At 47.2% G+C, this 23680-nt stretch carries 15 protein-coding genes; 9 read left to right on the plus strand and 6 right to left on the minus strand.

The window, feature by feature from the left end:
• Positions 1-21: 21 nt before the first annotated feature.
• Genes ACWIP2_RS09500 through ACWIP2_RS09515 form a run of 4 tightly spaced genes read left to right on the plus strand, consistent with a single transcriptional unit; the run spans position 22 to position 6435 of the window.
• Entirely contained in the window at positions 22-2793 is a 2772-nt protein-coding gene (locus ACWIP2_RS09500) for a T9SS type B sorting domain-containing protein (protein ID WP_448519690.1), read from the plus strand.
• A gap of 47 nt (positions 2794-2840) precedes the next feature.
• Positions 2841-3869 (plus strand): sugar phosphate nucleotidyltransferase, encoded by a 1029-nt coding sequence (locus ACWIP2_RS09505; protein WP_448519691.1) that lies wholly within the window; start codon positions 2841-2843, stop codon positions 3867-3869.
• Positions 3869-5635, plus strand: a complete 1767-nt coding sequence (locus ACWIP2_RS09510; protein ID WP_448519692.1) for a tetratricopeptide repeat protein — start codon at positions 3869-3871, stop codon at positions 5633-5635. The genes ACWIP2_RS09505 and ACWIP2_RS09510 overlap by 1 nt, the downstream gene beginning before the upstream one ends.
• Before the next feature lie 14 nt (positions 5636-5649).
• Positions 5650-6435: a DUF4292 domain-containing protein gene (locus ACWIP2_RS09515; protein ID WP_448519693.1), complete on the plus strand. Its 786-nt coding sequence runs from the start codon at positions 5650-5652 to the stop codon at positions 6433-6435.
• Between the two features lie 2 nt (positions 6436-6437).
• On the opposite strand, the gene ACWIP2_RS09520 is transcribed toward ACWIP2_RS09515, so the two are convergent.
• Positions 6438-6629 (minus strand): hypothetical protein, encoded by a 192-nt coding sequence (locus ACWIP2_RS09520; RefSeq protein WP_448519694.1) that lies wholly within the window; start codon positions 6627-6629, stop codon positions 6438-6440.
• 238 nt (positions 6630-6867) lie between these two features.
• Between ACWIP2_RS09520 and ACWIP2_RS09525 the strand changes: the two genes are divergently transcribed.
• Both ACWIP2_RS09525 and ACWIP2_RS09530 read left to right on the plus strand, forming a co-directional pair.
• Complete coding sequence (locus tag ACWIP2_RS09525; RefSeq protein WP_448519695.1) at positions 6868-8067, plus strand: class I SAM-dependent methyltransferase; 1200 nt, start codon at positions 6868-6870, stop codon at positions 8065-8067.
• A gap of 9 nt (positions 8068-8076) precedes the next feature.
• Positions 8077-8442 carry a hypothetical protein gene (locus ACWIP2_RS09530; RefSeq protein ID WP_448519696.1) on the plus strand — a complete coding sequence of 122 codons (366 nt, stop codon included), beginning with the start codon at positions 8077-8079 and terminating at the stop codon, positions 8440-8442.
• A gap of 158 nt (positions 8443-8600) precedes the next feature.
• On the opposite strand, the gene ACWIP2_RS09535 is transcribed toward ACWIP2_RS09530, so the two are convergent.
• From ACWIP2_RS09535 to ACWIP2_RS09550, 4 genes are all read right to left on the minus strand, one after another.
• Positions 8601-11699, minus strand: a complete 3099-nt coding sequence (locus ACWIP2_RS09535) for an efflux RND transporter permease subunit (RefSeq protein WP_448519697.1) — start codon at positions 11697-11699, stop codon at positions 8601-8603.
• Positions 11700-11826: 127 nt separating this feature from the next.
• The gene (locus tag ACWIP2_RS09540; RefSeq protein WP_448519698.1) at positions 11827-12417 is read right to left on the minus strand and encodes an NUDIX hydrolase; all 591 of its coding nucleotides are present in this window, start codon (positions 12415-12417) and stop codon (positions 11827-11829) included.
• Positions 12418-12443: 26 nt separating this feature from the next.
• Positions 12444-13985, minus strand: coding sequence for a tetratricopeptide repeat protein (locus ACWIP2_RS09545; protein ID WP_448519699.1), 1542 nt, complete (start codon positions 13983-13985; stop codon positions 12444-12446).
• 117 nt (positions 13986-14102) lie between these two features.
• Positions 14103-15086: a dipeptidase gene (locus tag ACWIP2_RS09550; protein ID WP_448519700.1), complete on the minus strand. Its 984-nt coding sequence runs from the start codon at positions 15084-15086 to the stop codon at positions 14103-14105.
• Between the two features lie 166 nt (positions 15087-15252).
• Here ACWIP2_RS09550 and ACWIP2_RS09555 point away from each other — a divergent pair, with 166 nt between their 5' ends.
• The 3 genes from ACWIP2_RS09555 to ACWIP2_RS09565 all read left to right on the plus strand — a co-directional run bounded on the left by ACWIP2_RS09555 (position 15253) and on the right by ACWIP2_RS09565 (position 22193).
• Positions 15253-18225, plus strand: coding sequence for a SusC/RagA family TonB-linked outer membrane protein (locus tag ACWIP2_RS09555; protein ID WP_448519701.1), 2973 nt, complete (start codon positions 15253-15255; stop codon positions 18223-18225).
• A gap of 21 nt (positions 18226-18246) precedes the next feature.
• Positions 18247-19692, plus strand: coding sequence for a RagB/SusD family nutrient uptake outer membrane protein (locus ACWIP2_RS09560; protein WP_448519702.1), 1446 nt, complete (start codon positions 18247-18249; stop codon positions 19690-19692).
• Between the two features lie 83 nt (positions 19693-19775).
• Positions 19776-22193, plus strand: coding sequence for an endonuclease MutS2 (locus tag ACWIP2_RS09565; protein WP_448519703.1), 2418 nt, complete (start codon positions 19776-19778; stop codon positions 22191-22193).
• 193 nt (positions 22194-22386) lie between these two features.
• Here the strand turns inward: ACWIP2_RS09565 and ACWIP2_RS09570 are convergent, their stop codons facing one another.
• Positions 22387-23250: a sigma-70 family RNA polymerase sigma factor gene (locus ACWIP2_RS09570; protein WP_448519704.1), complete on the minus strand. Its 864-nt coding sequence runs from the start codon at positions 23248-23250 to the stop codon at positions 22387-22389.
• Between the last annotated feature and the right edge of the window lie 430 nt (positions 23251-23680).

Genomic DNA, 23680 nt, shown 5'->3' on the forward strand with positions numbered 1-23680 from the left:
TTGTGTTAAATCTAAAAACTAATGATAAGATCTTTCAGGCAAATAATAGTCCAAATAGTCCTTTTTTGTTTTGTATGGCTGCTGCTGGCTCTGACACAGGTAGCACAGGCTACACACATTCGCGCAGGCGACCTGGTGGCTCGCAGGCTGCCCGGCGCATCTCTCAGCTACGAATTTACCGTAACGATTTACACCGATGATGAAGGCGTTCCGCCAGATGAGGAAATTGAAATCTTTTTTGGGGATGGCTCGCCCTCGCGCCTGATTCGCCGTACTTCTTCGCGCTCGTTAGGCAACCTGACGACTGAAAATATCTACCGCACGACCTATACCTTCGCCGGCCCCGGCGAGTTTAACGTAGGTGTTGTAATTCGCAATCGGAATGGCGGGATTGTTAATATTCCGAATTCCATTAACACAGCCTTTGCAATCCAGTCCACCTTCTTGATCTCACCTTTTCTGGGGCTGAATTCTTCTCCTATCCTGACTAACCCACCGGTAGATTTTTTAGCTTGTTCGCGCCGCCGTTTCAGGCATAATCCGGGTGCTTTTGACCCCGACGGGGATAGTTTGTCTTATCGTTTCACTATTTCCAAAAGAGGGCTGAATCAGAATGTGGATATTTATTTTCCCCTGAATCAGGTTCCGGGTATTAATGCAACAACAGAGGCAGGCAATCAGCCAGCTACGCTTACCTTAGATCCGATCACCGGCGATTTAATTTGGGACGCGCCCCTACAGCCGGGCGAATATAACGTTGCCTTTTTTGTTGACGAATGGCGCAATGGTATCCGCATTGGCTCGGTAAACCGCGATATGCAGATTATTGTACGCGAGTGCGTCAACCAGCCGCCGCGCTTTACCAATATTGAAAAAGATACCTGTGTGATTGCGGGTGCTTTGGTTCGGGATGTTATTACAGCCAACGATGCAGACGGTAACAGAATAAGCATATCGGGGGTAGGCCAGTTGTTCAATCTGTTGCCACCCAGCAATCGCGCTACTTTAGACAGCATACCTTCGCCTTTAGGGACTGCCCGAAGCAATTTCCGCTGGCAAACAACCTGCAACGATGTAAGCCGTCAGGTTTACATTGCAACTTTTATTGCTCGCGATTTTCCGAATCCGATCCGCAATCAGTTGGCAGAATTCATGACTTACCGCATCCGCGTGATTGGGCCACCGCCGGACTTGCAGCAGGCTATCTACGATCCTGCAACCCGTAGCGTTACGCTCAACTGGGCTAACTACACTTGCCCTAATGCAAATAATATGCTGGTGTACAGGCGCATTGGGCCTTCGGGCTGGCAGCCGGGATTTTGTGAAACAGGTATTCCTGCGTCGGCAGGCTACGAACTTATCGGCAGGATAGACCCTGCAACGGGTCGTTTCATAGACAACAACGGCGGGCGCGGTATGCAACCGGGCATTACCTATTGCTATCGTATTTTTGCTACTTTCCCCGAACCTAAGGGAGGAGAAAGCATTGCTTCGCAGGAGGTCTGCGTTACCGTGCAAACCAATGCGCCGCTCATTACTAACGTTAGCGTAGAGCGCACAGCTACAACCAACGGCGAGATTTTCGTGCGTTGGGTAAAGCCTATAGGTATTACGCCTGAGCGCTTCCCCCGCCCGTGGACATATGAGGTAGCGCGTGCCGAAGGCTTCGGCACAGCTACTAACATGGTGCGCCTGCCGCAAACCTTTGCAGAAAACGACACTTCGTTCACAGACACGAATTTAGATACTGAAAATCGGGTGTATAACTACCGCGTCTATTTCTTTTCGGCAGGACAGCTCATAGACAGCACAGCGGTGGCTTCATCGGTGCGGCTGACTGCCCAACCCGCTGCCGGGGCAATTACCTTGACATGGAACGCACAGGTGCCGTGGAACAACAATTCGGCGCGTTTCCGTCGCCACTTGGTCTATCGCGAGCGACTCACTCAACGCGGTACTTTCGATCTGATAGACAGTGTGGACGTAACTACAGTTGGCTTTACTTACACCGATCGGGGGACTTTCCAAAATCAGCCTTTGCAAGAACGCGAGCAATACTGCTACTATGTTACCACACGCGGTACATACGACAATCCCAATATCTTTGAGCCGCTACTCAATAAGTCGCAGGTAGCCTGTTCTGCTCTGCGCGATACTACAGCGCCTTGTCCGCCTGTTTTGAGCCTTGAGCCACTGGATTGTACGCGTTTCGATCCGCGAGATCCGACAACCTGTGCCGATTCGGTTTTCAAAAATGAATTAACATGGCAACCGAACCTGACACCGCCTTGCGATACAGAGATCGTTGGTTACAATCTTTACTTTGCGCCTTTTGAGGGCGATACGCTACGCATCTTGCGCCGCAATATCCGCGATACGAGCTTTATCCACGAGCAAATCAATAGCGTAGCGGGCTGTTATGCCGTAACTGCATTGGACAGCGCAGGCAACGAGAGCCGATTGAGCAACATCGTCTGCAACGACAACTGTCCGTTTTACGAACTTCCCAACGTATTTACGCCCAATGGCGATGGTAGAAACGATACGTTCCGTCCGCTGGTGTGTCCGCGATTTGTGGAGAGCGTAGAGTTCCGCGTGTTCAACCGATGGGGCGCTATTGTGTACCAAAGCAATAATGACATCTTCATCAACTGGCGAGGTGTGAGCAACTCGGGTGCAAGGTTGCCGGCAGGAGTTTATTTCTACGAGGCAGTAGTAACTTTCCGCCGCCTAAACCGCGAGGCAAGCCGCACGACAATCAGAGGATGGGTGCAGATTATTTTGCAGGAATAATCCTTTTCGTATATTCGGCAGAACACTTTTAACCTTGAAAACAGAACATGAAGATTATTATTCCGATGGCGGGCAGAGGAACTCGCATGCGTCCGCACACACTGACCATCCCTAAACCTTTAGTACCTATCGCAGGAAAGCCGATCGTACAGCGGCTCGTCGAAGATATTGCAGTCGTTTGTAATGAACCGATTGAGGAAATTGCGTTTATCATCGGCGACTTTGGGGCGCAGGTCGAGCGCGATCTGGCGGCCATTGCCGAACGAATGGGAGCTAAGGCAAAAATTTATTACCAAGATCAGCCCTTAGGAACGGCTCACGCGCTGCTTTGTGCCAAAGAATCTATTTCCGGACCCGTAGTAGTAGCCTTTGCCGATACGCTTTTCAAAGCAGATTTTACGCTGGACAAAACCAAAGATGGCATTATCTGGGTACAACGCGTAGAAAACCCTTCTTCCTTTGGGGTAATCAAAACCGATGAGGCAGGTTTCATCACCGATTTTGTAGAAAAACCAACCCATTTTGTCTCCGATCTTGCTATTATCGGCATTTATTATGTAAAAGATGGCGATATGCTGCGCAATGAGATGCAGTACCTCTTAGACAACGACATTAAGGATAAAGGCGAGTATCAGCTGACCAATGCCCTAGAAAACATGAAGCAAAAGGGCGTAAAATTTATCCCCGGACGCATCAGCGAGTGGTTAGATTGCGGCAATAAAGACAGCACAGTCAGCACGAACAGCCGTTATCTGGATTATCTGCAAGAGCGCCAAGCGGCAGGCAAATTGCAAGAGGTTTTAGTAGCTGCTTCAGTGAAAAACCACAACAGTGTAATCATTCCCCCTGTTTACATAGGGGATAATGTACAACTGCACAATAGCGTTATCGGGCCGCATGTTTCTATTGGGGCCAATTCGGTTGTAAAACACAGTGTGATCCACACCTCGCTAATCCAACAAAATACATTGATCGAAAACGCTATTATTGGAAACTCTATGCTGGGCAGCCATGTTAAATACACAAGTCATGCTCACGATTTGAGCATTGGCGATTATACGCAAGTAAAACTCTGATGAACAACAAAAGTCTTTTTTCGAGATCTGTAGGCTTAGTAGTTTTATTAAGCCTGTTGGTGTTCTTTGAAAGTGCAGCGCAGAAGCCGCTCAAGCCGACAATTCAGCCGCCTGCCGATTCGCTGGAGATGGCAAGAGAGGTAGAGCAAAATACTGCTGAATACCTTTTCACCGAAGCAATGCAGTACTTCCTTTCCGAAAACTATCAGAAAGCGCTGCGTATCTTCGAGGAAAGCCGTAAGTTAGCCCCCAACAACTCGGCGATTCTCTACCAGATGGCGCGTACCTACCAGCGCATGGAGGACTATAAAAATGCTATTCACTATGTTCAGCAGGCACTTAGCCTTTCCAAAGACAATCGCAACTATCTCTCTACGCTGGCAGAGATTTACGAGAAGCAAGAGCGCTACAGCGAAGCTGAAAAGATATTCGCCCGCTTAGTCGCACTCAAGTCCGACGAGATAAGCTATTATTACGACTTGGCAAATGCGCTGCTCTATCAGAGCAAATTCAAAGAAGCCATTCGCATTTACGACGATTTGGAGAAAAAGGTAGGTTTAGAGCCTGCTGTTATCCAGCGCAAACAAAAGTTGTACTTAGCTATGGGTAACACCGAAGGCGCACTGCGGGAAGGCAAAAAACTCATGGAAGCCATGCCCGACGATCCGGATGCGTACATTGCGCAGATCGAGTTGTTGATGAATGCACGTAAAAATGAGGATGCTCGCCGCCTGATTGCCGAAATTGAGCACCTGTTCCCCTACGAGCCGCGTATCTTGCTCCTAAGTGCCGATCTGGCAAAGAGCAACGGCAAAAAAGACGCACAACTGCGGGCATTGGAAAAAGCCTTTGATTTTCCACAGTTGGAAATAGATCTGCGGCTCCAAGTCCTGTCCGATTTGTACGATCAGGCAGGTGCAACCAACGACCCCCAACTCAGAACAGTTCTGCTTTCGCTTTCAGAAAAAACAATGCAGATTTATCCCGACCATCCGCAGATGCAGGGACTGTATGCCGCTATTCTGCTGGAGACAGGCAAAGCTATCGAAGCCAAGAGCTACTACGAAAAAGCTGTTAAACTCAACGGCGACAATTACCATGCGTGGGTAGGGCTGATACGTGCCGATCTGATGTTGCAAAACTACAAAGACCTTGCTCGCCATACCGAACAAGCACTCGAATATTATCCGAATAATGCGACTTTCTGGTTCTACAACGGGACTGCGCATCTGGCCACCCACAATTATGACGATGCAGTAGCATCGCTGGAGCAAAGCCGCTTGCTTTCTGTGGGTAATAAGGAATTGCTGCAAAATATCTATCCGCAACTTGGCGATGCTTACAACGGACAGAAGCAGTATGCCAAGTCGGACAAAGCGTATGAGGAGGCGCTGGTGTACGACATGAACAATCGCTATGTGCTAAATAACTATAGCTACTACCTCTCTCTGCGCGGCGAACAGTTAGACAAGGCAAAGGAAATGTCAGCGCGGCTGATAAAATTGGAGCCCGATAATGCTACTTATCTGGATACGCACGGCTGGGTGTTATATGTCCGCGGTGAGTATCAGGCAGCGTTGCCATTTTTGGAAAAAGCAGTCCGCCTGAACCCTTCCAATCCTACATTGTTAGAGCATTACGGCGATGTACTCTACAAAATCGGCAAAAACGAGGAAGCGCTTAAGTATTGGCAATTAGCTAAGAAGAACGGCTCCAACAGCCAGTGGATAGACCGCAAAATCGCAGAAAAAAAACTGTTTGAGTAAAAATCTTAGTGATTATGCAACTGTACACCTTTGCTCGGCGCTTTGTCTATGCAGGCGTAATGCTGGTTATTTTATTGACAGGCTGCCAGAAACCACCTGCTAAGACCAATACAGGCGCTTCAACTCCGCCGCTGTCCACCCGTAAAGAAGAGAGTGTTTATCAGTTCAACGCTTTTGATTTTACGTATCTGACAGCTAAAGGCAGGCTGGTATTTGGCAACAACGGGCGCGATGTAAATACTAACGCAGATATTCGGATGAAAAAAGATAGCGCTATCTGGATTTCATTGCGTCCCGGGCTGGGTATCGAGGCTGCTCGGGTTTTCATTACGCCCGACTCTGTCCGCATCTTAGACAAACTCAACAGCGATTTTCTGGGATTTACTTTTGACTCGCTGGGCAGACGGCTGGATATGCCTATCAACTTTCAACTCATCCAGCAGACGCTTCTCGGCAATTTGCCCTATGATTTAGAGAAAGCTAACCCAATTGCCGCAGGAGAACAATATATGCTGCGCAAACAGCAGGCAAACTTAGATATGATAGGCTACGTAGGGAGTCGCACCGCTCGTGTAGAAAAACTTTCGCTGAAAGACATAAACGCCCCCAATCGTTTGGAAGCGGTTTATGGAAATTTTACTATGGTAGAAAACATGCTTTTCCCCTTCGTTTGCAATGTAGAGTTGAGTTTTGAGTCGCCCGACGGCAACAGAACTTCTATGTCGTTCAGATTTACACATAGCAAGGTAGAACTGAGCCGCGAACCACTGAAATTTCCTTTCAGCAAAGCCGGCCGATAGTTTTACTCTCTTTGTAAGAATGCCCGCACCCGTTCGATAATGCGCCTTGTGTTGCAATTTGTTGCCATTTGCCCGCATTGGTTGCTTTCCAATAAGAAATCCCCCGCCTCAAAAAACTGCTGTTGGGCGAGTAGGCGGTTGCTGATCGTCCATAATAATCCAAGCACTGCAAGTCGGAATAAGATCTGTGGCATGTTAGTTCATTTGGAAACACAGGTGAGAAATAATACCACTATGAATTGCATGATGGGTAAATGACAGTACTGCTACACCTACAGCCTGCAATAATCGGGGTGCGCCGATCCGAAGCAAGAAAACTTTGATGAAGTTGCCTTGTTTATTTTTGAAGCCAAACATTTTAGCGTAACTTACACTTATATACAATAATTAATTTGATTAACTATTTGTTCAACTATAAACGCTAGAATCAGTATGAACCAAGCACCGATCAATGTGCCGCCTGCATGGCACCGCATTGGCAAACACGAAGTAGCGCCAGAAGCAAGCCACGACGAAATTGCCCGTTTTAATTTCCTGTCTAACCTGAACAAACACTTGGCAACAGTGGTTTCGCCCGGTAATCGCGCGGCTTTTGATAAGCGCGTACGTCCGCGTTTTCGCCGCGAGAAGGGGCGCGATTTTGAGAGCCGTCGCGAGGTGCGCGACGCTATGTTGAAAGATCCACATTTTCAGACATGGAGTGCGCTGCGCCGCGCTGCTATGGAAATGCGCCAGCAGGCAGGGCGTTCGCTGGTGTTGCGTCAGGCAAAGCAACTGGCAGAAAAAGCAGCAAAACTCAATGCAGGCAAAGATACCCTGCAACTAAATCCTAACCTGAACATTCCCCCTTACATTGCCAAAGTAGATAACCACCTGATGCCGGGCAGTTATCATACAGAGCTTTTTGAGGGCGACGTATCAGCAGCGGCTAACTATGACATGGGCCTGTTTGTAACTACCGGCGGAGCGTTGGGGCGCTTCAACGACGGTGGAGGCAAAGCGATTGCACAGTGGCTGCTTTCACATCATCCCGAATTTAAGCCGAAGCGAATCCTAGATATCGGCTGTGGCTTAGGACACAATGTATTGCCGATTGCACAGGCTTATCCTGATGCAGAAGTAGTGGCAATAGATGTCGGTGCGCCAATGTTGCGCTACGGACACGCCCGCGCACAAGCATTGGGGATTACTAATGTGAAATTCATGCAGATGGATGGGCAGTTTACAGGATTTGCCGATGAGAGTTTTGATTGGATTCAGACAACGATGTTCCTCCATGAAACTTCGGGAAAATCTATCTACGGCATTATGAAAGAGATTCATCGGATGCTAAAACCGGGTGGACTTACCATGCATATCGAGCAACCACAATATACGCCTGAAATGGATCTGTACGAGCAGTTTATCCGCGATTGGGACGCTTTTTACAACAACGAGCCTTTCTGGTCGAAAATGCACGACATAGACACCTTAGAACTGATGACTAAGGCAGGTTTCAAAGCTGAAAACTTCTTCCAAATTGGCGTGCGTGCGGTTAATGACAATGAGGATCATACCAAACCGCGTGCCCCTGAGCCGGAAGATCATGGCAGAGCAGCAGTATGGAACGTATTTGGGGCATGGAAAAAATAATGCAACTATATGGAAATCAATGATATAATACTTGCCAACAGCAAGGCAAAAGGAAAGCGCCCCTATTTTTTTGATGATGCGGCAGTAGAGCGCGTATTGAATATCACTATGGCTGTGGCGGGTGAGCTTGCTGTTGTTCGCGAGCGCTTAGACACAATTGAGCGCTTGTTGGAGGCAAAGGGAACGCTCTCTCGTGCAGATATTGAAGCCTATCGCCCCGATCCTAAGAGTGAGGAGGAGCGTCAGCGCTGGCATGCAGCTTACATTGCCCGCATTTTGCGCATTGTGCAGCAGGAGATGGAAGCCATTCGCGACGAAAATCCCGATAACAACCGCACAATGGACGAGGTTGCCGACGAGTTGGAACACATTTAAAGTTCTCAGCAAATAAGAATGAGGCTGTCTAAAAAGGCTGAATGTAGCACAGACTTTAGTTTGTAACCGTCTGATTATCAAGTATTTCAACGATCGCAGACTTAAAGTCTATGTTACTTTTTGGACAGCCTCTTTATTTTTTACAAGTATCACGAGCGTTAAACCGCCAATTCCTCTGGCTCTTGCGTTTTAGGCTGTGGAGCTTCTTTCTTAGCTATGTTGGATGCTTCCTTAGAGAAGAAAGCATAAATTGCAGGGATAATGTAGAGCGTAAGCCCTGTGGCAATCATCATACCGCCAATTACAGCAATACCCATAGAAACGCGGCTCTCTGCACCTGCACCCAGCGCAAGCGCAATCGGCAGCGTACCCAGTATGGTTGAGAGAGCCGTCATTAGGATCGGGCGGAAACGCTGTGCTGCTGCTTGCTGAACTGCTTCGAGTTTGTTGATCCCTTGCTCTTTCTTCTGATTGGCAAATTCTACAATCAGGATAGCGTTTTTCGTTACCAGACCGATGAGCATAATCATACCAATCTGGCTGAAAATATTCAGCGTTTGCTTAAAATACCAGAGTGAAATCAGCGCTCCGGCAAGTGCAAGCGGTACGGTGAACATGATAATGAGCGGATCGCGGAAACTTTCAAACTGCCCCGCCAGTACGAGGTAGATCAGCACCAAGGCTAAGCCGAAGGCAAACAGCAGACTTGAAGAGCTTTCTTTAAATTCCTTCGACTGTCCTGAAAGAGCAGTTGTAAACGACTCATCCAGAACGCGGTCGGCAATGGCATACATAGCATCCAAGCCATCGCCGATTGTTTTGCCCGGTGCAGGTGTAGCTGAGATAGTTGCCGATACGAAGCGATTGTAGCGCAGCAACGACGGAGGGCTGCTTTCTTCGCGAAGAGAAACGAGGTTGTCCAACTGGATCAGATCGCCGTTTCTGTTTTTCACATATAGCGAGCGCAGATCGAGCGGGTCGTTGCGGTCGCCGCGACTCATTTCGCCGATTACCTGATACTGCTTGCCGCCCATGATAAAATAGCCGAAGCGCATACCGCTAAAGCCTAATTGCAGCGTTTGCGCGATATCTAACACATTGACACCCATAGTATTAGCCTTGTCTCGGTCAATACTTAGCCTGATTTCGGGCTTGGTAAATTTCAAATTGACATCTACTGTCGTTAGTGTAGGATCTGCCTGTGCTTCTGCCATGAATACGGGCAAAATTTCGCGTAGTTTTTCCAGTGTAGAAGTCTGGATAACAAACTGAACAGGCTGCCCGCCTCGTCGGTTACCGATCGTGGGCGACTGGGTTGCAATCGCACGGGCTTCGCTCAAGCTGCGCAGCTTTTTATTGAGCATATCGGCGATTTCTTGCTGGCTGCGTTGGCGGTCTTTGGGTTCTACTAATTCTAAGCGACTAAAGCCTGAATTGGCCGCACCCGATATAAATGGTGGCGAGGTAATTCCGATAATAGCCTTAGCTTCAGGTACATTTTGCTTCAGTGTATCCAACAGTTTAACCATATAGGCATCCATAAATTCAAAGGAAGCACCTTCCGGGCCTGTGATAGAAATACGGATGCTTGAGCGGTCTTCCAAAGGTGCAAGTTCCTGTGGCAGACTTTCAAAGATGATTACCATTAGCCCAATAGCGCCTGCAATGATAGGGAAAGCCAGCCATTTGACTCGCATAAAACCTGCCAAGGATGCCTCGTATTGTTTATTGATCCATACAAACATACCCTCGGTGCTGTTGTAGAACCAGTTGTGCTTTACGCGGCGCTTGAGCAGGCGCGAGGACATCATTGTAGTCAGCGTCAAGGCGACAAACGAGGAAATAATTACCGAACCTGCGATAACTACCCCGAACTCTTTGAATAATTTACCTGTAATACCCTGTAGGAAGATAACTGGCGTAAATACAGCAGCCAGCGCAATAGTAGTGGAGACAACGGCGAAGAAAATCTCTTCTGCACCTTTGATTCCTGCTTCCATAGGGGTCATGCCGTCTTCTATTTTGGCGTAGATATTCTCCAGAACTACAATCGCATCATCTACCACCAGACCAATCGCCAGTACAATACCGAGCATCGTTAATACGTTGATCGTAAAGCCTGCGGCATACATAATAAAAAACGAGCCGATGAGCGAAACAGGAATGGCAACTAGTGGGATGATCGTTGTACGCCAGTCGCGCAGGAACAGGAAGATGATGCTTGCTACGAGTGCAAAGGCAATGTAAATACTTTCTTGCACTTCGGCGATGGAGGCGCGGATATATTTGGTATCATCGAAACCTACAGAAACATCAATATCTTCGGGCAGGTCGCGGCGAATCTGCCCGAGGCGCTTGTAAAACTCGTCGCTAATGGCAATCTGATTGGCCCCGGGCTGCGGTTCTATGGCATAGCCTACCATATAGCGCCCGTCGCGGCGGAAAAGTGTTTTTTCATTTTCAGCAGTCAGTTTAGCAGTACCTACATCGCGAAAGGTTACTACTTTTTCGCCTATTTGCTTGATCACTAAGTTGTTGAAATCTTCCTCAGTTACCAGACGACCAAATGTTTTTACGGTTAGTTCGGTAGTATTTCCCTCAATTCTTCCCGAGGGCAACTCGACATTTTCCCGCAATAATGCTTGACGTACTTCTAAGGGCGTAACCTGATAGGCTGCCAACTTATCCACATCAATAATGAGGCGCATAGCATATTTTTTTTCGCCCCAAACGCGGATGCCTGATACGCCCGGGATGGTTTGCAGACGCTCTTTGATTAACTTTTCGCCAATAGCAGTGATCTCCATCGTGCTTCGCTTGTCGCTTTGTGCATAGAGGCTGATAATGAAACTGCCGTTTGCATCGGCTTTGGCTACTACAGGTGGATCGCATTCGGCAGGCAGCCGTGAGATAGCTCCCGATACTTTGTCGCGCACGTCGTTGGCTGCCTCGTCTATGTTGGTTTCCAGATCGAACTCGATGTTGATACTGCTGCGCCCATCACTACTTGTAGATGTGATAGAGGCAATCCCCGGGATGCCATTAATGGCTTCTTCCAATGGCTCGGTGATTTGTGATTCTATTACTTCGGCATTCGCACCTGTAAACGAGGTAAATACTGATACAACAGGAGTTTCTACGTTAGGATACTCGCGAATGCCCAGATACCGGAAACCAATGATACCGAAAATGACAATGACCAGATTAAGAACGACGGTCAGAACAGGTCTTCTGATACTGACGGTTGAAAGACTCATAAATCAGAAAAAATGTAGTACGGGAAAGACAATAACAGCAGTTGTAGTTGATATGCAGGATGTTGATCGTAAAGATAACTTATTTATGCTACTTATTGGTGATTAACACGTTCCATGCGGAATATGTTCATAGAACAGGGTTAATTGCTGCAAGAAACTCGGTAAGCATCCGCGCCGTAGCCCCCCATATTTCTTTATCTGCTATTTTGAAAGTAGTAAAAGGCATGGTTTTCCCGTTGGGCAGCATTACCTCGCGCATACCTCTAATGTCCTGCCTATTGAGATAGGAAAGCGGCAGTGTAAAAACTTCGGAAACCTCGCGCGGATCGGGTATAAATGTAGGCGGCTCATTGAGAATAGCCACGACAGGATGTACAATCGTATGGCTGGGAGGTATGTATAGTTCGTGCAGCCTGCCGACTACCTGCGAACGCCTGACCTCTATGCCTATTTCTTCCTTTGTTTCGCGAAGGGCTGTAGTAATAACGTCGCTGTCTGTTTTGTCGTACCTGCCTCCCGGAAAAGCAACTTGTCCGCTGTGCACACCTTCGTAGGTGTTGCGCAAGATGAAAGGTAGATGCCACTCGTCATTTTCCTGAAAAAGTGCTAACAGCACAGAAGCAATGTGCGGTGGAGACTGCGCGGCATACTGCCATCGGACAGGTGGGTTTTGTATCAGATAATCGCTGAGTGCTTTGGAGATATGAAGCGCTAACATAGTCGAAAAATAATCGCTTTCGGCGACTATTCCATCATTTTCACCAACTGGTTGGCTTCACGAGTGCCAATAAAGCGCAGAAAGTGGGTGATTTCTGTATGTCTTTCGATATCACGGGCAATCTGACGAAGCGGTTCCAGATAGTGTTCCTGCATCGTGAGGAGATACAAAGCTACTGCACAGTAAGGCTTAATTTCCTGATTTTCGAGTCCTTTTTGCAGTGTTTCGATAGAGGTAGCTGTATTGAAATAAGAAAGTGCCAAGACTGCGCGTTGGCGTGCTGCCTGCCTGCCTTCTCTGCTGAAGACGTAACCGCGTTCGTCGTCTTCGTATATGCTGTATTGCAATTCGCGGATAAGATAGGGAACAGCCAGATCGTTGCCAAGCGCTGCCAGACAGTAGGCAATGCGCAACGGCGAGTCCATCATTCTATCTTGTGGCAAGAGTTGTATCAGCAGTTCAAAAGTGCCGGGGATCTGCATTTGCACCATTTTGCGGCAGAGTTTGCCCAAGAGTAAGCCATTATCGGTTCTGCGGGCCATTTCTACCATTAAACGCTGCCCAAGCAAGCCCCGCGAAGTAAACGTATCCCATGCAATTTCGTCCAAATCGGCAGGTATCATCTGATGCCAAAAAGCGAGAGCCAGCCAGCAGGTACTCTCGTCGGAAGTATCCTCCAACAAGTCGGCGATAATTTCGCGCAAGGCGTTTTCATTGTCCGTAGCAAAAGCGGCAGATAGCTTCGAATAAGTAGCGTAATTTTCGTCGCTGAACGAAAGTCCAATAAAACTGGGGATAAAATCATGGAATGCTGCGCTGCGGAGGAATGCAGCTGCCTCTTCTGTGCGGTTTTGCATCAACAGTAACTCTGCCATAGCTTTTTGCGCAGGTGTATAATGTGAGTTGATGGAAAGGCTTGCCTGCAAAGCTGCTTCTGCTGCCTGATAGTCGCCCATTTGGGTAAGCAGAAGTCCTGTAAGGGTATGGTTTTTTTCTTCTAAGGGGAAAATGCGGGTTAGTAAGCGTGCATATTGGAGTGCTTGGGCGTAGTCGCCTTTCAACTGACTTGCATGGGCAAGCATGTACAGCGCATCTGATTCGTGTGGATAGTAACCTGTAGCTTTTTTAAGCGTAGCAATGGCAGAGTCCAAATATGTTATGTAGTTGTAGTTGGGTTGCTCAAAGGGAAGTAGTGAACTTGGCGCGTTTTCTTCATGGACGATTAATTCGGCTTCTCGCAGGTAGCTTTCGCCTATAGACACGAGTAGCGTGTAGTCGCTTTCGTTATTTTGCAAACCCTGCTGCCACAGCCGGATGGCTTCTGCACGTAGTCCGTTACTTTCCATTAACGAGCCAAGCAAAATTCTGGATTCGCGGTCGGTAGAGTCCAACTGTAGGTTAGTTTGCAGCAATTGGCTCGCCGAGGAGAACTGCCCACGCTCTAACAACACCAAAATCTCTTCGATAGGGTAGGACTGCGCATGACAGGTAAGAGAAAAAATAAAAAACAAAAAGAAAGATACCGAATAAATCAGGCAGCGCACGACTGCTGAATAACATTGTTCCATAGGATCGCCGGATTACCGCCATTAATAACGCGCAAAGCCATACCCTATTGAATAGAGGATGGATCGAAGCTGATTCTTAGACGTAATATTTTATTAAGGAATGGTCATTTTTGATGGTTAATCTTTGCTACCACTCCAGAGCGAGTGTAGGAAATTCCACAAATTGACGTAAGAAAACTGCCTTAAACTTTGTGTGGCAATGTGTCGAGCTTCCATGTCTTCAATGAGTAGTGAATAATGACTTGCGTTAGAATATCTGTCAAAATACACTCCTTTAGGGAACTGGTTAGGCAGGTAATAGAATAAATCTGCTCCGCTTGCCATTGGAATTTGCTTTTGGGCGCCATATTCCCAATGGCGGAAAAAATCTTCGGAACTGTTGCCAATGTAGTCCTTCAGCCATGTCAGCCCAACAAAGCCGCCCCTGCGAGCGATTTGCATTGCGAGGTCTTCAGGTAAATTGCGAGGGTGGTTATGCACTGCCCGGAAATTGGAATGGCTTGCTAAGATCCTGATGGGTAGCTTGTATTTGTCTATATGTTCGAGTATTCCGTAGGCAAGGGCATCGCTTGTGTGAGAAAAATCAACAGCAATTTTTTTGCTTGCCAGATGATCTAACAGCCGCTTGCCGTCGTCTTTTAGTCCGATATTGGTGTAATTTCCTCCACCAAAACGGTTCTCTGTGTGATGTGTAAGGCTAATATAAAAAATATATCCTAATTGCTGCTCCATTTGATCAAGTCTGGTCAATCCATTGCTCAGCGGTTCATCTTCTTCACAAAAACCTGAAGCATTTTCTATGGCAGGTATAATTATAGTCCGATCGTTGGAAGGGTAATCAACAAAGCGATCGAAATTAGAGGGCATGTAAACTCTTTTGGGGTAGTTTTTGAGCAACTGCATGAATTTTTCAACCTGACCTATTCCCATTTTTGTGCTTCCTCGCTTGGTGAGGGTAAAAATTGCCATTGTCTGCAAACCAACCTGACCTTGTTCTAACAGGGGTAAACTACACCTCGATTCATCGGCAAGCGGCGAGGCATTAGCTACTGTTTGTAAATAACTCAACAAGTCGCAATGGGCATCAGCAAAATATTTCATAGGTCAAAATCAGTAGTTTACGATGCAATATGTGGAAGTTTTTTGAAAAATCGATTCAAAATTCGGCACATATCCTGTTAATTAACCTTCATTTTTTGAATGCTCGAGTTTTAATTCTTAAACTTGCGATTATTTGTAACTTAACAATCACTTAAAGTTCAATGCGATGAGAAAAACATTACTACTGTATGTGCTAATGATGCTGACAGCATTTACAGCATTCGCACAAGACAGACAAATTTCTGGTACCGTCATTGATGGTACTGAAAAAGTGCCCTTACCGGGTGTATCTATTTTGATTAAAGGTACGAATTCGGGCGCTACAACCGACGCAGACGGTAAATACCGCATTAGCGTTCCTGCAAACGCCAAAACGCTGGTCTTTAGCTTTGTAGGATTTGTTTCTCAAGAGGTAGAAATTGGCAACCGCTCAACAATTGATATCACACTTGTACCTGATACCAAGACGCTGCAAGAGGTAATCGTAACAGGCTACGGTCAGCAGGAAAAGAAAGCCTTGTCAGGTTCTGCTGCCGTAGTAAGTGCCGAAGTGATTCGCGCAGTACCTTTGGGTTCTTTCGATCAGATGCTGCAAGGTCAGGCGCCGGGTCTGTTGGTACAAGCCAACTCCGGTCAGCCGGGTGCGCCTGCTGCCGTGCGTATTCGCGGTGTGGGTTCTATCAACGGTACTAACGAGCCTTTGTACATCGTAGATGGTGTGCAGATTTCTGCTCAGAACTTTGCCACGCTAAACGCGGCAGATTTTGAGTCGGTAAACGTATTAAAAGATGCTGCTGCAACTTCTATCTACGGCTCACGTGGTTCTAACGGCGTTATCGTAATTACCACCCGTCGTGGCAAGTCTGGTGCTGCCAAAATTGAGTACAGCGGTCAGCAGGGCTGGTCTTTCTTCCCTCCAAACCGTTTGGAGCTGATGAATACCAATGAAAAAATTGATTACGAGTTGCGCATTGGCGGTACTCCCTTAGAGGATTTAACACCTGAGGAAATTGCAAGACTGCGCACGATTCAAACAGACTGGCAGAAAGAACTGTTTCAGGTAGGTCAGACTGCTCAGCACCAAATCAATGCTTCAGGAGGTAATGAAAAAACAATTTTCTATCTGTCAGGCAACCTCTTCCAGCAGTCTGGTACGGTTCGCTTTACAGGTCTGGATCGTTATTCTGCTCGTGCAAACATAGAGCATAATGCAGGTAATTTGCGTTTTGGGATGAACTCTACCGTAGGCTATTCTGATTTCCGCAACACAACAGAAGCCAATGCAGGTATCGCTTCTCCATTGAATGCTATTCGTTGGGCAAATCCTTATGAAACTCCTTTCCAGCCCGATGGCTCTTACACGCAGTTTTTGTCCGGTCAGCCTAACCCTGTGCAGGAGATGCTGGAGACTTTTCGTGGTACCAGAGAGTTTAAAGGCGTAGGTAGCGTATTTATTGAATACAACCTCCCGTTTGTGAAAGGTCTTTCTGCACGTACTGCTTGGGGCGTGGACTACGAAAATCAGGAAAGCAAAACCTATTTCAGCCGCAAATCGGTAGTAGGTCAGTCGGCTGCCAACCGCCGCAATGGTTCATTGAACCGCAACTTCTTCCGCAACACGCGTTGGACAGGTACAACCTCATTGAACTATGCTAAAACTTTTGGTGATCACAACTTGAATGTAGGCTTGTTCCAGGAAGTAGTGCGCAACCGCTTTGGTACATTTGGTTTCACCGGCTTCGGCTTGACAGGCAACCTACAGAACGAAGCAGGCATTACACAGGGTAGCCCTACCAACAACTTTATTCCTATCGTGCGTGGTAATGCTTCTGAAAACGTGCTGATGTCGTACTTTCTGACTGCTAACTACGGTTACAAAGACCGTTACTTTGTAAGCGCTACTGTGCGTCGCGACGGTTCTTCGCGCTTCGGTACAGACAATCGCTGGGGTAACTTCTGGTCATTGGGTAGCAGCTGGGTTATCTCTGACGAAGATTTCATGGCAGGTATTGACAAGAGTACACTTTCTCTGCTGAAATTTAAAGCCAGCTATGGTACGGTAGGTAGTCAGGCAGGCTTTACAAGTGCTTTCGGTTCATTCGGTATTGGCGACTTTGCCTCTCGTGAATTATTCTCTGCTGCTGCCGTTTACGACGGGGTGGCAGGTTTAACGCTAGCACAGTTAGCAAATCCTGATCTGGGCTGGGAGCAGAAAAATATATTCAACACAGGTATTGACTTTGGCTTGTTCAACGATCGCATTTCAGGTAGTTTCGAGTTCTATGATAACCTGACCACCAATATGTTCTTGCCTGTGCAACTTTCTCGCACCACAGGTTTCACCAGCCAGAACCGCAACGCAGGTAAGATGCGCAACCGCGGTATCGAACTTGCTTTGAATACAGTAAACGTGAAAGCAGGCGATTTCATATGGAGCACCAACTTCAACTTTGCTATCAATCGCAATAAAATTGTTGATCTGGCAGGCGAAGAAGAAATTATCAGTGGTCTGATTATCAACCGTGTAGGCTTTCCTGTCAACAGTAACTATTTAGTGGAGTACGTAGGTGTCAATCCTCAAAACGGGAATGCTTTGTATCGCCGCCCTGACGGTGAAATCACAGAAACTTACAGCCCTAACGACCGTCAGATTTTCGGGGTACGCGATGCGCCTTATTTCGGTGGTATTACGAACAATTTCTCGTTTAAAGGTATAGAATTCAACTTCCTGTGGACTTATGTGCTGGGTAATAAAGTTTACAACAACGACCGTACAAACGTAGAAGATCCTACCTACTTCATTGATAACGTTTCACGTGCATTGTTGAGAGGCTGGCAGCGTCCGGGCGACATTACAGACATCCCTCGCCCTGATCAGGAGATGCAGCGCGGTACAACCCGCTTTCTGGAAAGAGGCGACTTCTGGCGTTTGCGCAACATCATACTGGCTTACAACTTCCCTGCTACAGTGTTGAACAAAGCTAAAATTTCTTCTCTGCGTTTGTTTGTACAAGGTCAGAACGTATTCACTATCACAGACTTCCTGGGCTTCGACCCTGAAATTACCGGTGGTCAGTTGACAGGTGCGCAATACCCTGCGCTGCGTACCGTAACCTTCGGTTTGAATCTGGGCTTCTAAAAATTAAACTTCTGAACAGAAATGAAACTACTTAAATATGCTTTGGCATCTTTGGCGATTTTCATTGCTACCTCGTGTGCCAATATCGTAAATGAGGTTAATCCGACTCACATCCTCGATAAGTCTAATGCCTTTAGAACAATCGAAAACTATGAGGCTGCTCTGAATGGTGCTTATTCACAGTTGCGCAGCGTAAATACTTATGGTCGTAATCAGTCTGTGATCCCTGACATGATGACCGACAACCTGCGCGAATCTCCTGAGAACTTGCCGCAAGGTACGCGCGGTATCGTAGATTGGGTCTATGCTGCCGACAACGGTGCAGTTGAGGCTGGTTGGTTAGGTCTGTATATTGTCATTAACTCTACTAACGTAGTAATCAATGGTATTGACGCATTTACCACGCCTGCCAATCAACGTACAGCTAACCGTATCAAAGGTCAGGCGCTAGCGCTGCGTGCATGGCTGCATTTCGATCTGTTGAAATGGTATGCTAACAGCTTTGATCGCAACTCTACTGATCCAGGTGTTCCTATTATGACTGTTGTTTCCAGTAACAACCCTAATGCCCGCCCTGCCCGTGCGAGCGTGAGAGAAGTATACGACCGTATCTTTAACGACCTCAACGAAGCGCTGACGCTACTAAGCAACGTTGATCGGGCGATCAATACAGCAACACGCCGCGTAAATATTGATGCAATCACTGTTAACGCTATGTTGGCACGTATATCACTGTACGCAGGACTGAATGCCGATGCTATACGTTTTGCTACAAACGTAATCAACGCACTGCCTTTGGCTACCCGTGCGCAGTTCCCTGCTATCTGGCGCGATGAAACTGCCGCAGAGGTAGCTTGGGCAATTCGTTTCAATCCCGGCGAGGGTGGGCCTGCGCTGGAGGTTTATTCCCCTGCGGGCAACGACCGTGCATCTTTCGATGCTTCTCCTGACATAGTAGCATTATACGATCAGGCAAATGATATCCGTTTCAATAGTTATATAGCTGCAGGCTTTAGCACACGCGCACCACGTCCGGCCAATCGCTTCATTCCTATCAAATACCTCGGCAAAGGCAACAACCGCGATGGGGTAGTAGATTTCAAGGTACTGCGTACAGGCGAAATGTTCCTGATCCGTGCAGAGGCTCGTCAGCGCTCGGGCGATAATGCAGGCGCACTGCAAGATCTGAACACGCTTCGCGCTGCCCGTATCCAAAACTTCATTCCCGGCACAGAAACAGGCGAAGCCCTCATACAAGCAATTGCTAACGAGCGCCGCCGCGAACTGTTCCTCGAAGGACATCGCTGGTTCGACCTGAAACGTACGACCCGTACGATCAACCGCCAGAACTGTACGCCTCCGGCTACTCAATGCTCATTAGCGCCCAATAGCCCGCGCTGGGTATGGCCTATCCCAACCGGTGAGTTGGATGCTAACCCTAACATGACACAAAATCCCGGCTACTAATCGGTCTGATGCGCTTGCCAACAAAACCCTTGAGACACACAAAATCTCAAGGGTTTTTCTTTAATGCCCTAACTTTGTGGCAAATGTTGTATCCAAAAAATTTTGAAGATAAGATCGGCTTTGACAAGATCCGTCAGCAGTTAGCCGATTTGTGCAGTGGGCCGCTGGGGCGGGCATTTGTACAGCGTATGCGCTTCAGCGAGCGTTATGATGTCGTCCACAAATTGCAAAGCCAAACCGAAGAATTTCGCAGATTGCTTGCCGCAGGTGAAACCTTTCCCGAAGGAAATTTCTTAGACGTAAGCGAAAGCCTCCAAAAGGCAATGATCGAAGGTGCTTTTCTTACCGAAGAAGAATGCTTTGATTTGCGCCGATCACTGGAAACGCTATACAAATGTCTGGAAATTATTGTCAAAAGGCCGGCAGAAGAAATACCGCACCTGAAAGAAATAAGCAGTGGTATTTCGATAGACAAGTCCTTGCTTGCAGAAATTGATCGCGTGATAGACGAGCGCGGTGCGATTCGCAACAACGCCTCCCCCGAACTTCGCGACATCCGCAGCAGCATCCTTCGCGAGCAGGCTGGTGTGCGCAGAAAGATCGAACAGATCCTACGTTCGCTCAAAAATGAAGGAATTGCTTCCGACGAAGCACAGCTAACCGTCCGCGAAGGGCGTATTGTTATCCCGCTGCCTGCCGAACACAAACGCCGTATTAAGGGTTTCGTACACGATACTTCGGCCAGCGGGCAAACCGTATTTATCGAGCCTGCCGAGGTGTTGGAGATCAATAACGAGATCCGCGAACTGATAGCAGAGGAGCGCCGCGAAATTGTTCGTATATTGATCCGATTGACAACGCGCCTGCGCCCGCATGTAGAAAATCTTAAAAAAGGCTACTTTTTTCTGGGGCTGATAGATTTTATCCGTGCAAAAGCCCGTTTTGCAATGGCTATCAAGGCAATTTTTCCCGAATTATACAAAAAACCTGTCTTACAATGGCTATCGGCAAGGCATCCGCTTTTGCAGCAGCATTTGGAGGAGGCAGGCAGAAAAATTGTACCACTAAATATCCGTTTAGACGAAAATAATCGCATCTTGCTCATTTCAGGGCCAAATGCAGGGGGAAAATCTGTTTGCCTCAAAACAACCGGGTTACTGCAATATATGTTGCAGTGCGGATTACCTATTCCTGTAGAGGAAGGTTCGCAGGCAGGTATTTTTCAGCACCTATTTATTGACATTGGCGACGAACAATCTATAGACAACGATCTGAGTACCTACAGTTCGCACCTGAAAAATATGAAGGCTTTTTTGCAACTGGCTGATAGTCAATCGCTTTGCCTGATAGATGAGTTTGGTACCGGTACCGAGCCGCAGTTTGGCGGCGCTATTGCGGAGGCAATTTTAGAGCAACTCAACGAACGAAAAGTGTACGGTATCATCACCACGCACTACGCCAACCTAAAGTTTTATGCCGAAAATACCCCGGGTATTATCAACGGTGCGATGCGATACAACGTAGAGGCGCTTGAGCCGCTTTTTGAGCTTGAAATCGGCAAGCCGGGTAGTTCCTTTGCATTGGAAATTGCGCAGAAAATAGGCTTGCCACGTGCTGTTACGCAGAGCGCCCGACAAAAAGTAGGCAAAGACAAGATTGATATTGAAAAGCTGCTCAGAGAGCTAGAGATAGAAAAGCAATTTTACAAGGAAAAAAAAGATCTTCTGGAGACAGAAAAGCAATTGCTCTCCAAAACACTGGCAGAGTACACACGCCTGCGCGATTTTATAGAAACCAATCGCAAGCAACTCATTAACGAGGCGAAGGCTGAAGCCAAGCGGCTGCTGCAGGAAGCCAACCAGAAGATCGAAAATACAATCCGACAGATTCGCGAACAGCAAGCCGAGCGAGAAAGCACCAAGCAACTGCGGCAGGAACTGGAAACTTTCCGCCAGCAACTTCAGCCCGAAGAAGTAAGGACGATCGGCGTACCTACTCCAACCGATAAGATGGAATTAGAGCCGGATGACAGCCCTATCCAAGTGGGCGACTATATCCGTTTGAAAGGCACAGAGACAGTAGGAGAGGTGCTGGCAGTAAAAGGTAAAGAGGTCAGCATTACGATTGGCGAGTTGAAATCAACTGTTAAAATGAATCGTTTGGAAAAAATCAGCCGTAAGAGCTATCGCCAGATAATGCCTGAAAAGGCAACGAGTACATCTAACGTGCGGATAGATCTGAACGAAAAAATGTCGCAGTTTAGTCTTGATTTGGACGTGCGCGGCAAGCGCGCCGAAGAAGCTCTCAGCGAGGTTGCCCAGTTTATAGATAACGCTATTATGCTCAGCCACCAGCACTTGCGCATCGTACATGGCAAAGGCGATGGTATTCTGCGGACGCTCATCCGAGAGCACTTGCGTACCTACAAACAGGTATCCCGCTTGGAAGACGAGCACGCCGATCGCGGAGGTGCAGGTATTACATTAGTAACTCTGCACTGATGCGGTTTATACGGCATGGATTTTATTCACAAAGAGGTTGTCCAGAAAGTAACATAGACTTTAGTCTGTGATCGTTGAAACACTTGATAATCAGATGATTACAGACTGAAATCTGTGCTACATGTGGCCTTTCCGGACAACCTCTTTTAGTATTGAAAAAAATCACATAACCCTGCGATTACATGTGTATGAACTATCCCAGATAGGTCTTCAGTGCTTTACTACGCGAGGTATGGCGGAGGCGGCGAATTGCCTTTTCTTTGATCTGACGCACGCGCTCGCGGGTTAGGTCAAACTTCTCTCCAATCTCTTCGAGGGTAAGTGCGCTTTCGCCGTTGAGTCCAAAATATAAGGTAACAACATCTGCCTCGCGCGGAGTAAGCGTAGAGAGTGCGCGTTGTACTTCTCTGCGCAAAGAATCGTCCATAAGCGTAACATCGGGGCGGTGCGATTCGCCGCCTTCTATCACATCCAGTAGCGTATTCTCTTCATCTTGTTTGAAAGGCGCATCTACCGAAATGTGCCGTCCTGAAATCTTGATGGTTTCGTTGACTTCGCCCAGCGAAATATCCATTACCTCAGCAAGTTCTTCAGGCGATGGCTCGCGCTCATATTTTTGTTCTAACTCAGAGAATGTTTTAGCGATTTTGTTCAGAGATCCCACGCGATTCAGCGGTAGGCGTACAATGCGCGATTGTTCGGCGAGGGCCTGCAAAATAGACTGGCGAATCCACCAAACGGCATATGAAATAAATTTGAAGCCACGAGTTTCATCGAATCGCTGTGCAGCCTTGATCAGACCAAGATTGCCCTCATTAATTAGGTCACCGAGCGATAAACCCTGATTCTGATATTGCTTAGCTACGGAAACTACAAAACGAAGATTAGCTTTGGTAAGCCGCTCAAGTGCCTCTGCATCGTTTTCCTTAATGCGCTTGGCTAATTCTACTTCCTCATCGGGATTTAGCAAATCTACTTTGCCGATTTCTTGGAGATACTTATCAAGAGATTGACTTTCCCGATTAGTGATCTGCTTGCTAATCTTTAGCTGCCTCATGGTTGACGTTTTTGTATAAAGTAATATTTGTTAGTTGTTGTCGTTTATCGGATTGCTTTAAAAATAAAGCAAATTTTGTGCAAACCTTACGCTTTTCTTACGCATAGTCCGATACCTTCGAAATTAGAGATTCCATGAGACTTTTCAAATAGTCTGAGGCAAAAAGTTTTGGAAATTAACGCGAGTTATTTGCGAATAACTTGATAATCAGTTGCTTACGAATCAAGAGAGGGAAAAAGCAAGGATTAGCGAAAAACGGCTAACTTTGGATTTGTACTTCTCAAAGAAATACAGCACACAAATTAATACAGATTTTCAGCCGCTGATGGAACAACGCTCTCATCATCCATCGTAAACTGCGTACTTATTTTCCGCAGCGGCGTGCAACGTCTGCCTTCTTATGAACGCTTTGTTGCCTTGAAAAAGCACT

It is taken from the genome of Rhodoflexus sp. (assembly GCF_053489755.1).

What these genes read in the sequence shown, in the direction of transcription:
- ACWIP2_RS09500 (WP_448519690.1), top strand. Translation starts at nt 22, where the DNA reads ATGATAAGATCTTTCAGGCAAATAATAGTCCAAATAGTCCTTTTTTGT.
- ACWIP2_RS09505 (WP_448519691.1), top strand. Translation starts at nt 2,841, where the DNA reads ATGAAGATTATTATTCCGATGGCGGGCAGAGGAACTCGCATGCGTCCG.
- ACWIP2_RS09510 (WP_448519692.1), top strand. Translation starts at nt 3,869, where the DNA reads ATGAACAACAAAAGTCTTTTTTCGAGATCTGTAGGCTTAGTAGTTTTA.
- ACWIP2_RS09515 (WP_448519693.1), top strand. Translation starts at nt 5,650, where the DNA reads ATGCAACTGTACACCTTTGCTCGGCGCTTTGTCTATGCAGGCGTAATG.
- ACWIP2_RS09520 (WP_448519694.1), bottom strand. Translation starts at nt 6,629, where the DNA reads ATGCCACAGATCTTATTCCGACTTGCAGTGCTTGGATTATTATGGACG.
- ACWIP2_RS09525 (WP_448519695.1), top strand. Translation starts at nt 6,868, where the DNA reads ATGAACCAAGCACCGATCAATGTGCCGCCTGCATGGCACCGCATTGGC.
- ACWIP2_RS09530 (WP_448519696.1), top strand. Translation starts at nt 8,077, where the DNA reads ATGGAAATCAATGATATAATACTTGCCAACAGCAAGGCAAAAGGAAAG.
- ACWIP2_RS09535 (WP_448519697.1), bottom strand. Translation starts at nt 11,699, where the DNA reads ATGAGTCTTTCAACCGTCAGTATCAGAAGACCTGTTCTGACCGTCGTT.
- ACWIP2_RS09540 (WP_448519698.1), bottom strand. Translation starts at nt 12,417, where the DNA reads ATGTTAGCGCTTCATATCTCCAAAGCACTCAGCGATTATCTGATACAA.
- ACWIP2_RS09545 (WP_448519699.1), bottom strand. Translation starts at nt 13,985, where the DNA reads ATGGAACAATGTTATTCAGCAGTCGTGCGCTGCCTGATTTATTCGGTA.
- ACWIP2_RS09550 (WP_448519700.1), bottom strand. Translation starts at nt 15,086, where the DNA reads ATGAAATATTTTGCTGATGCCCATTGCGACTTGTTGAGTTATTTACAA.
- ACWIP2_RS09555 (WP_448519701.1), top strand. Translation starts at nt 15,253, where the DNA reads ATGAGAAAAACATTACTACTGTATGTGCTAATGATGCTGACAGCATTT.
- ACWIP2_RS09560 (WP_448519702.1), top strand. Translation starts at nt 18,247, where the DNA reads ATGAAACTACTTAAATATGCTTTGGCATCTTTGGCGATTTTCATTGCT.
- ACWIP2_RS09565 (WP_448519703.1), top strand. Translation starts at nt 19,776, where the DNA reads ATGTTGTATCCAAAAAATTTTGAAGATAAGATCGGCTTTGACAAGATC.
- ACWIP2_RS09570 (WP_448519704.1), bottom strand. Translation starts at nt 23,250, where the DNA reads ATGAGGCAGCTAAAGATTAGCAAGCAGATCACTAATCGGGAAAGTCAA.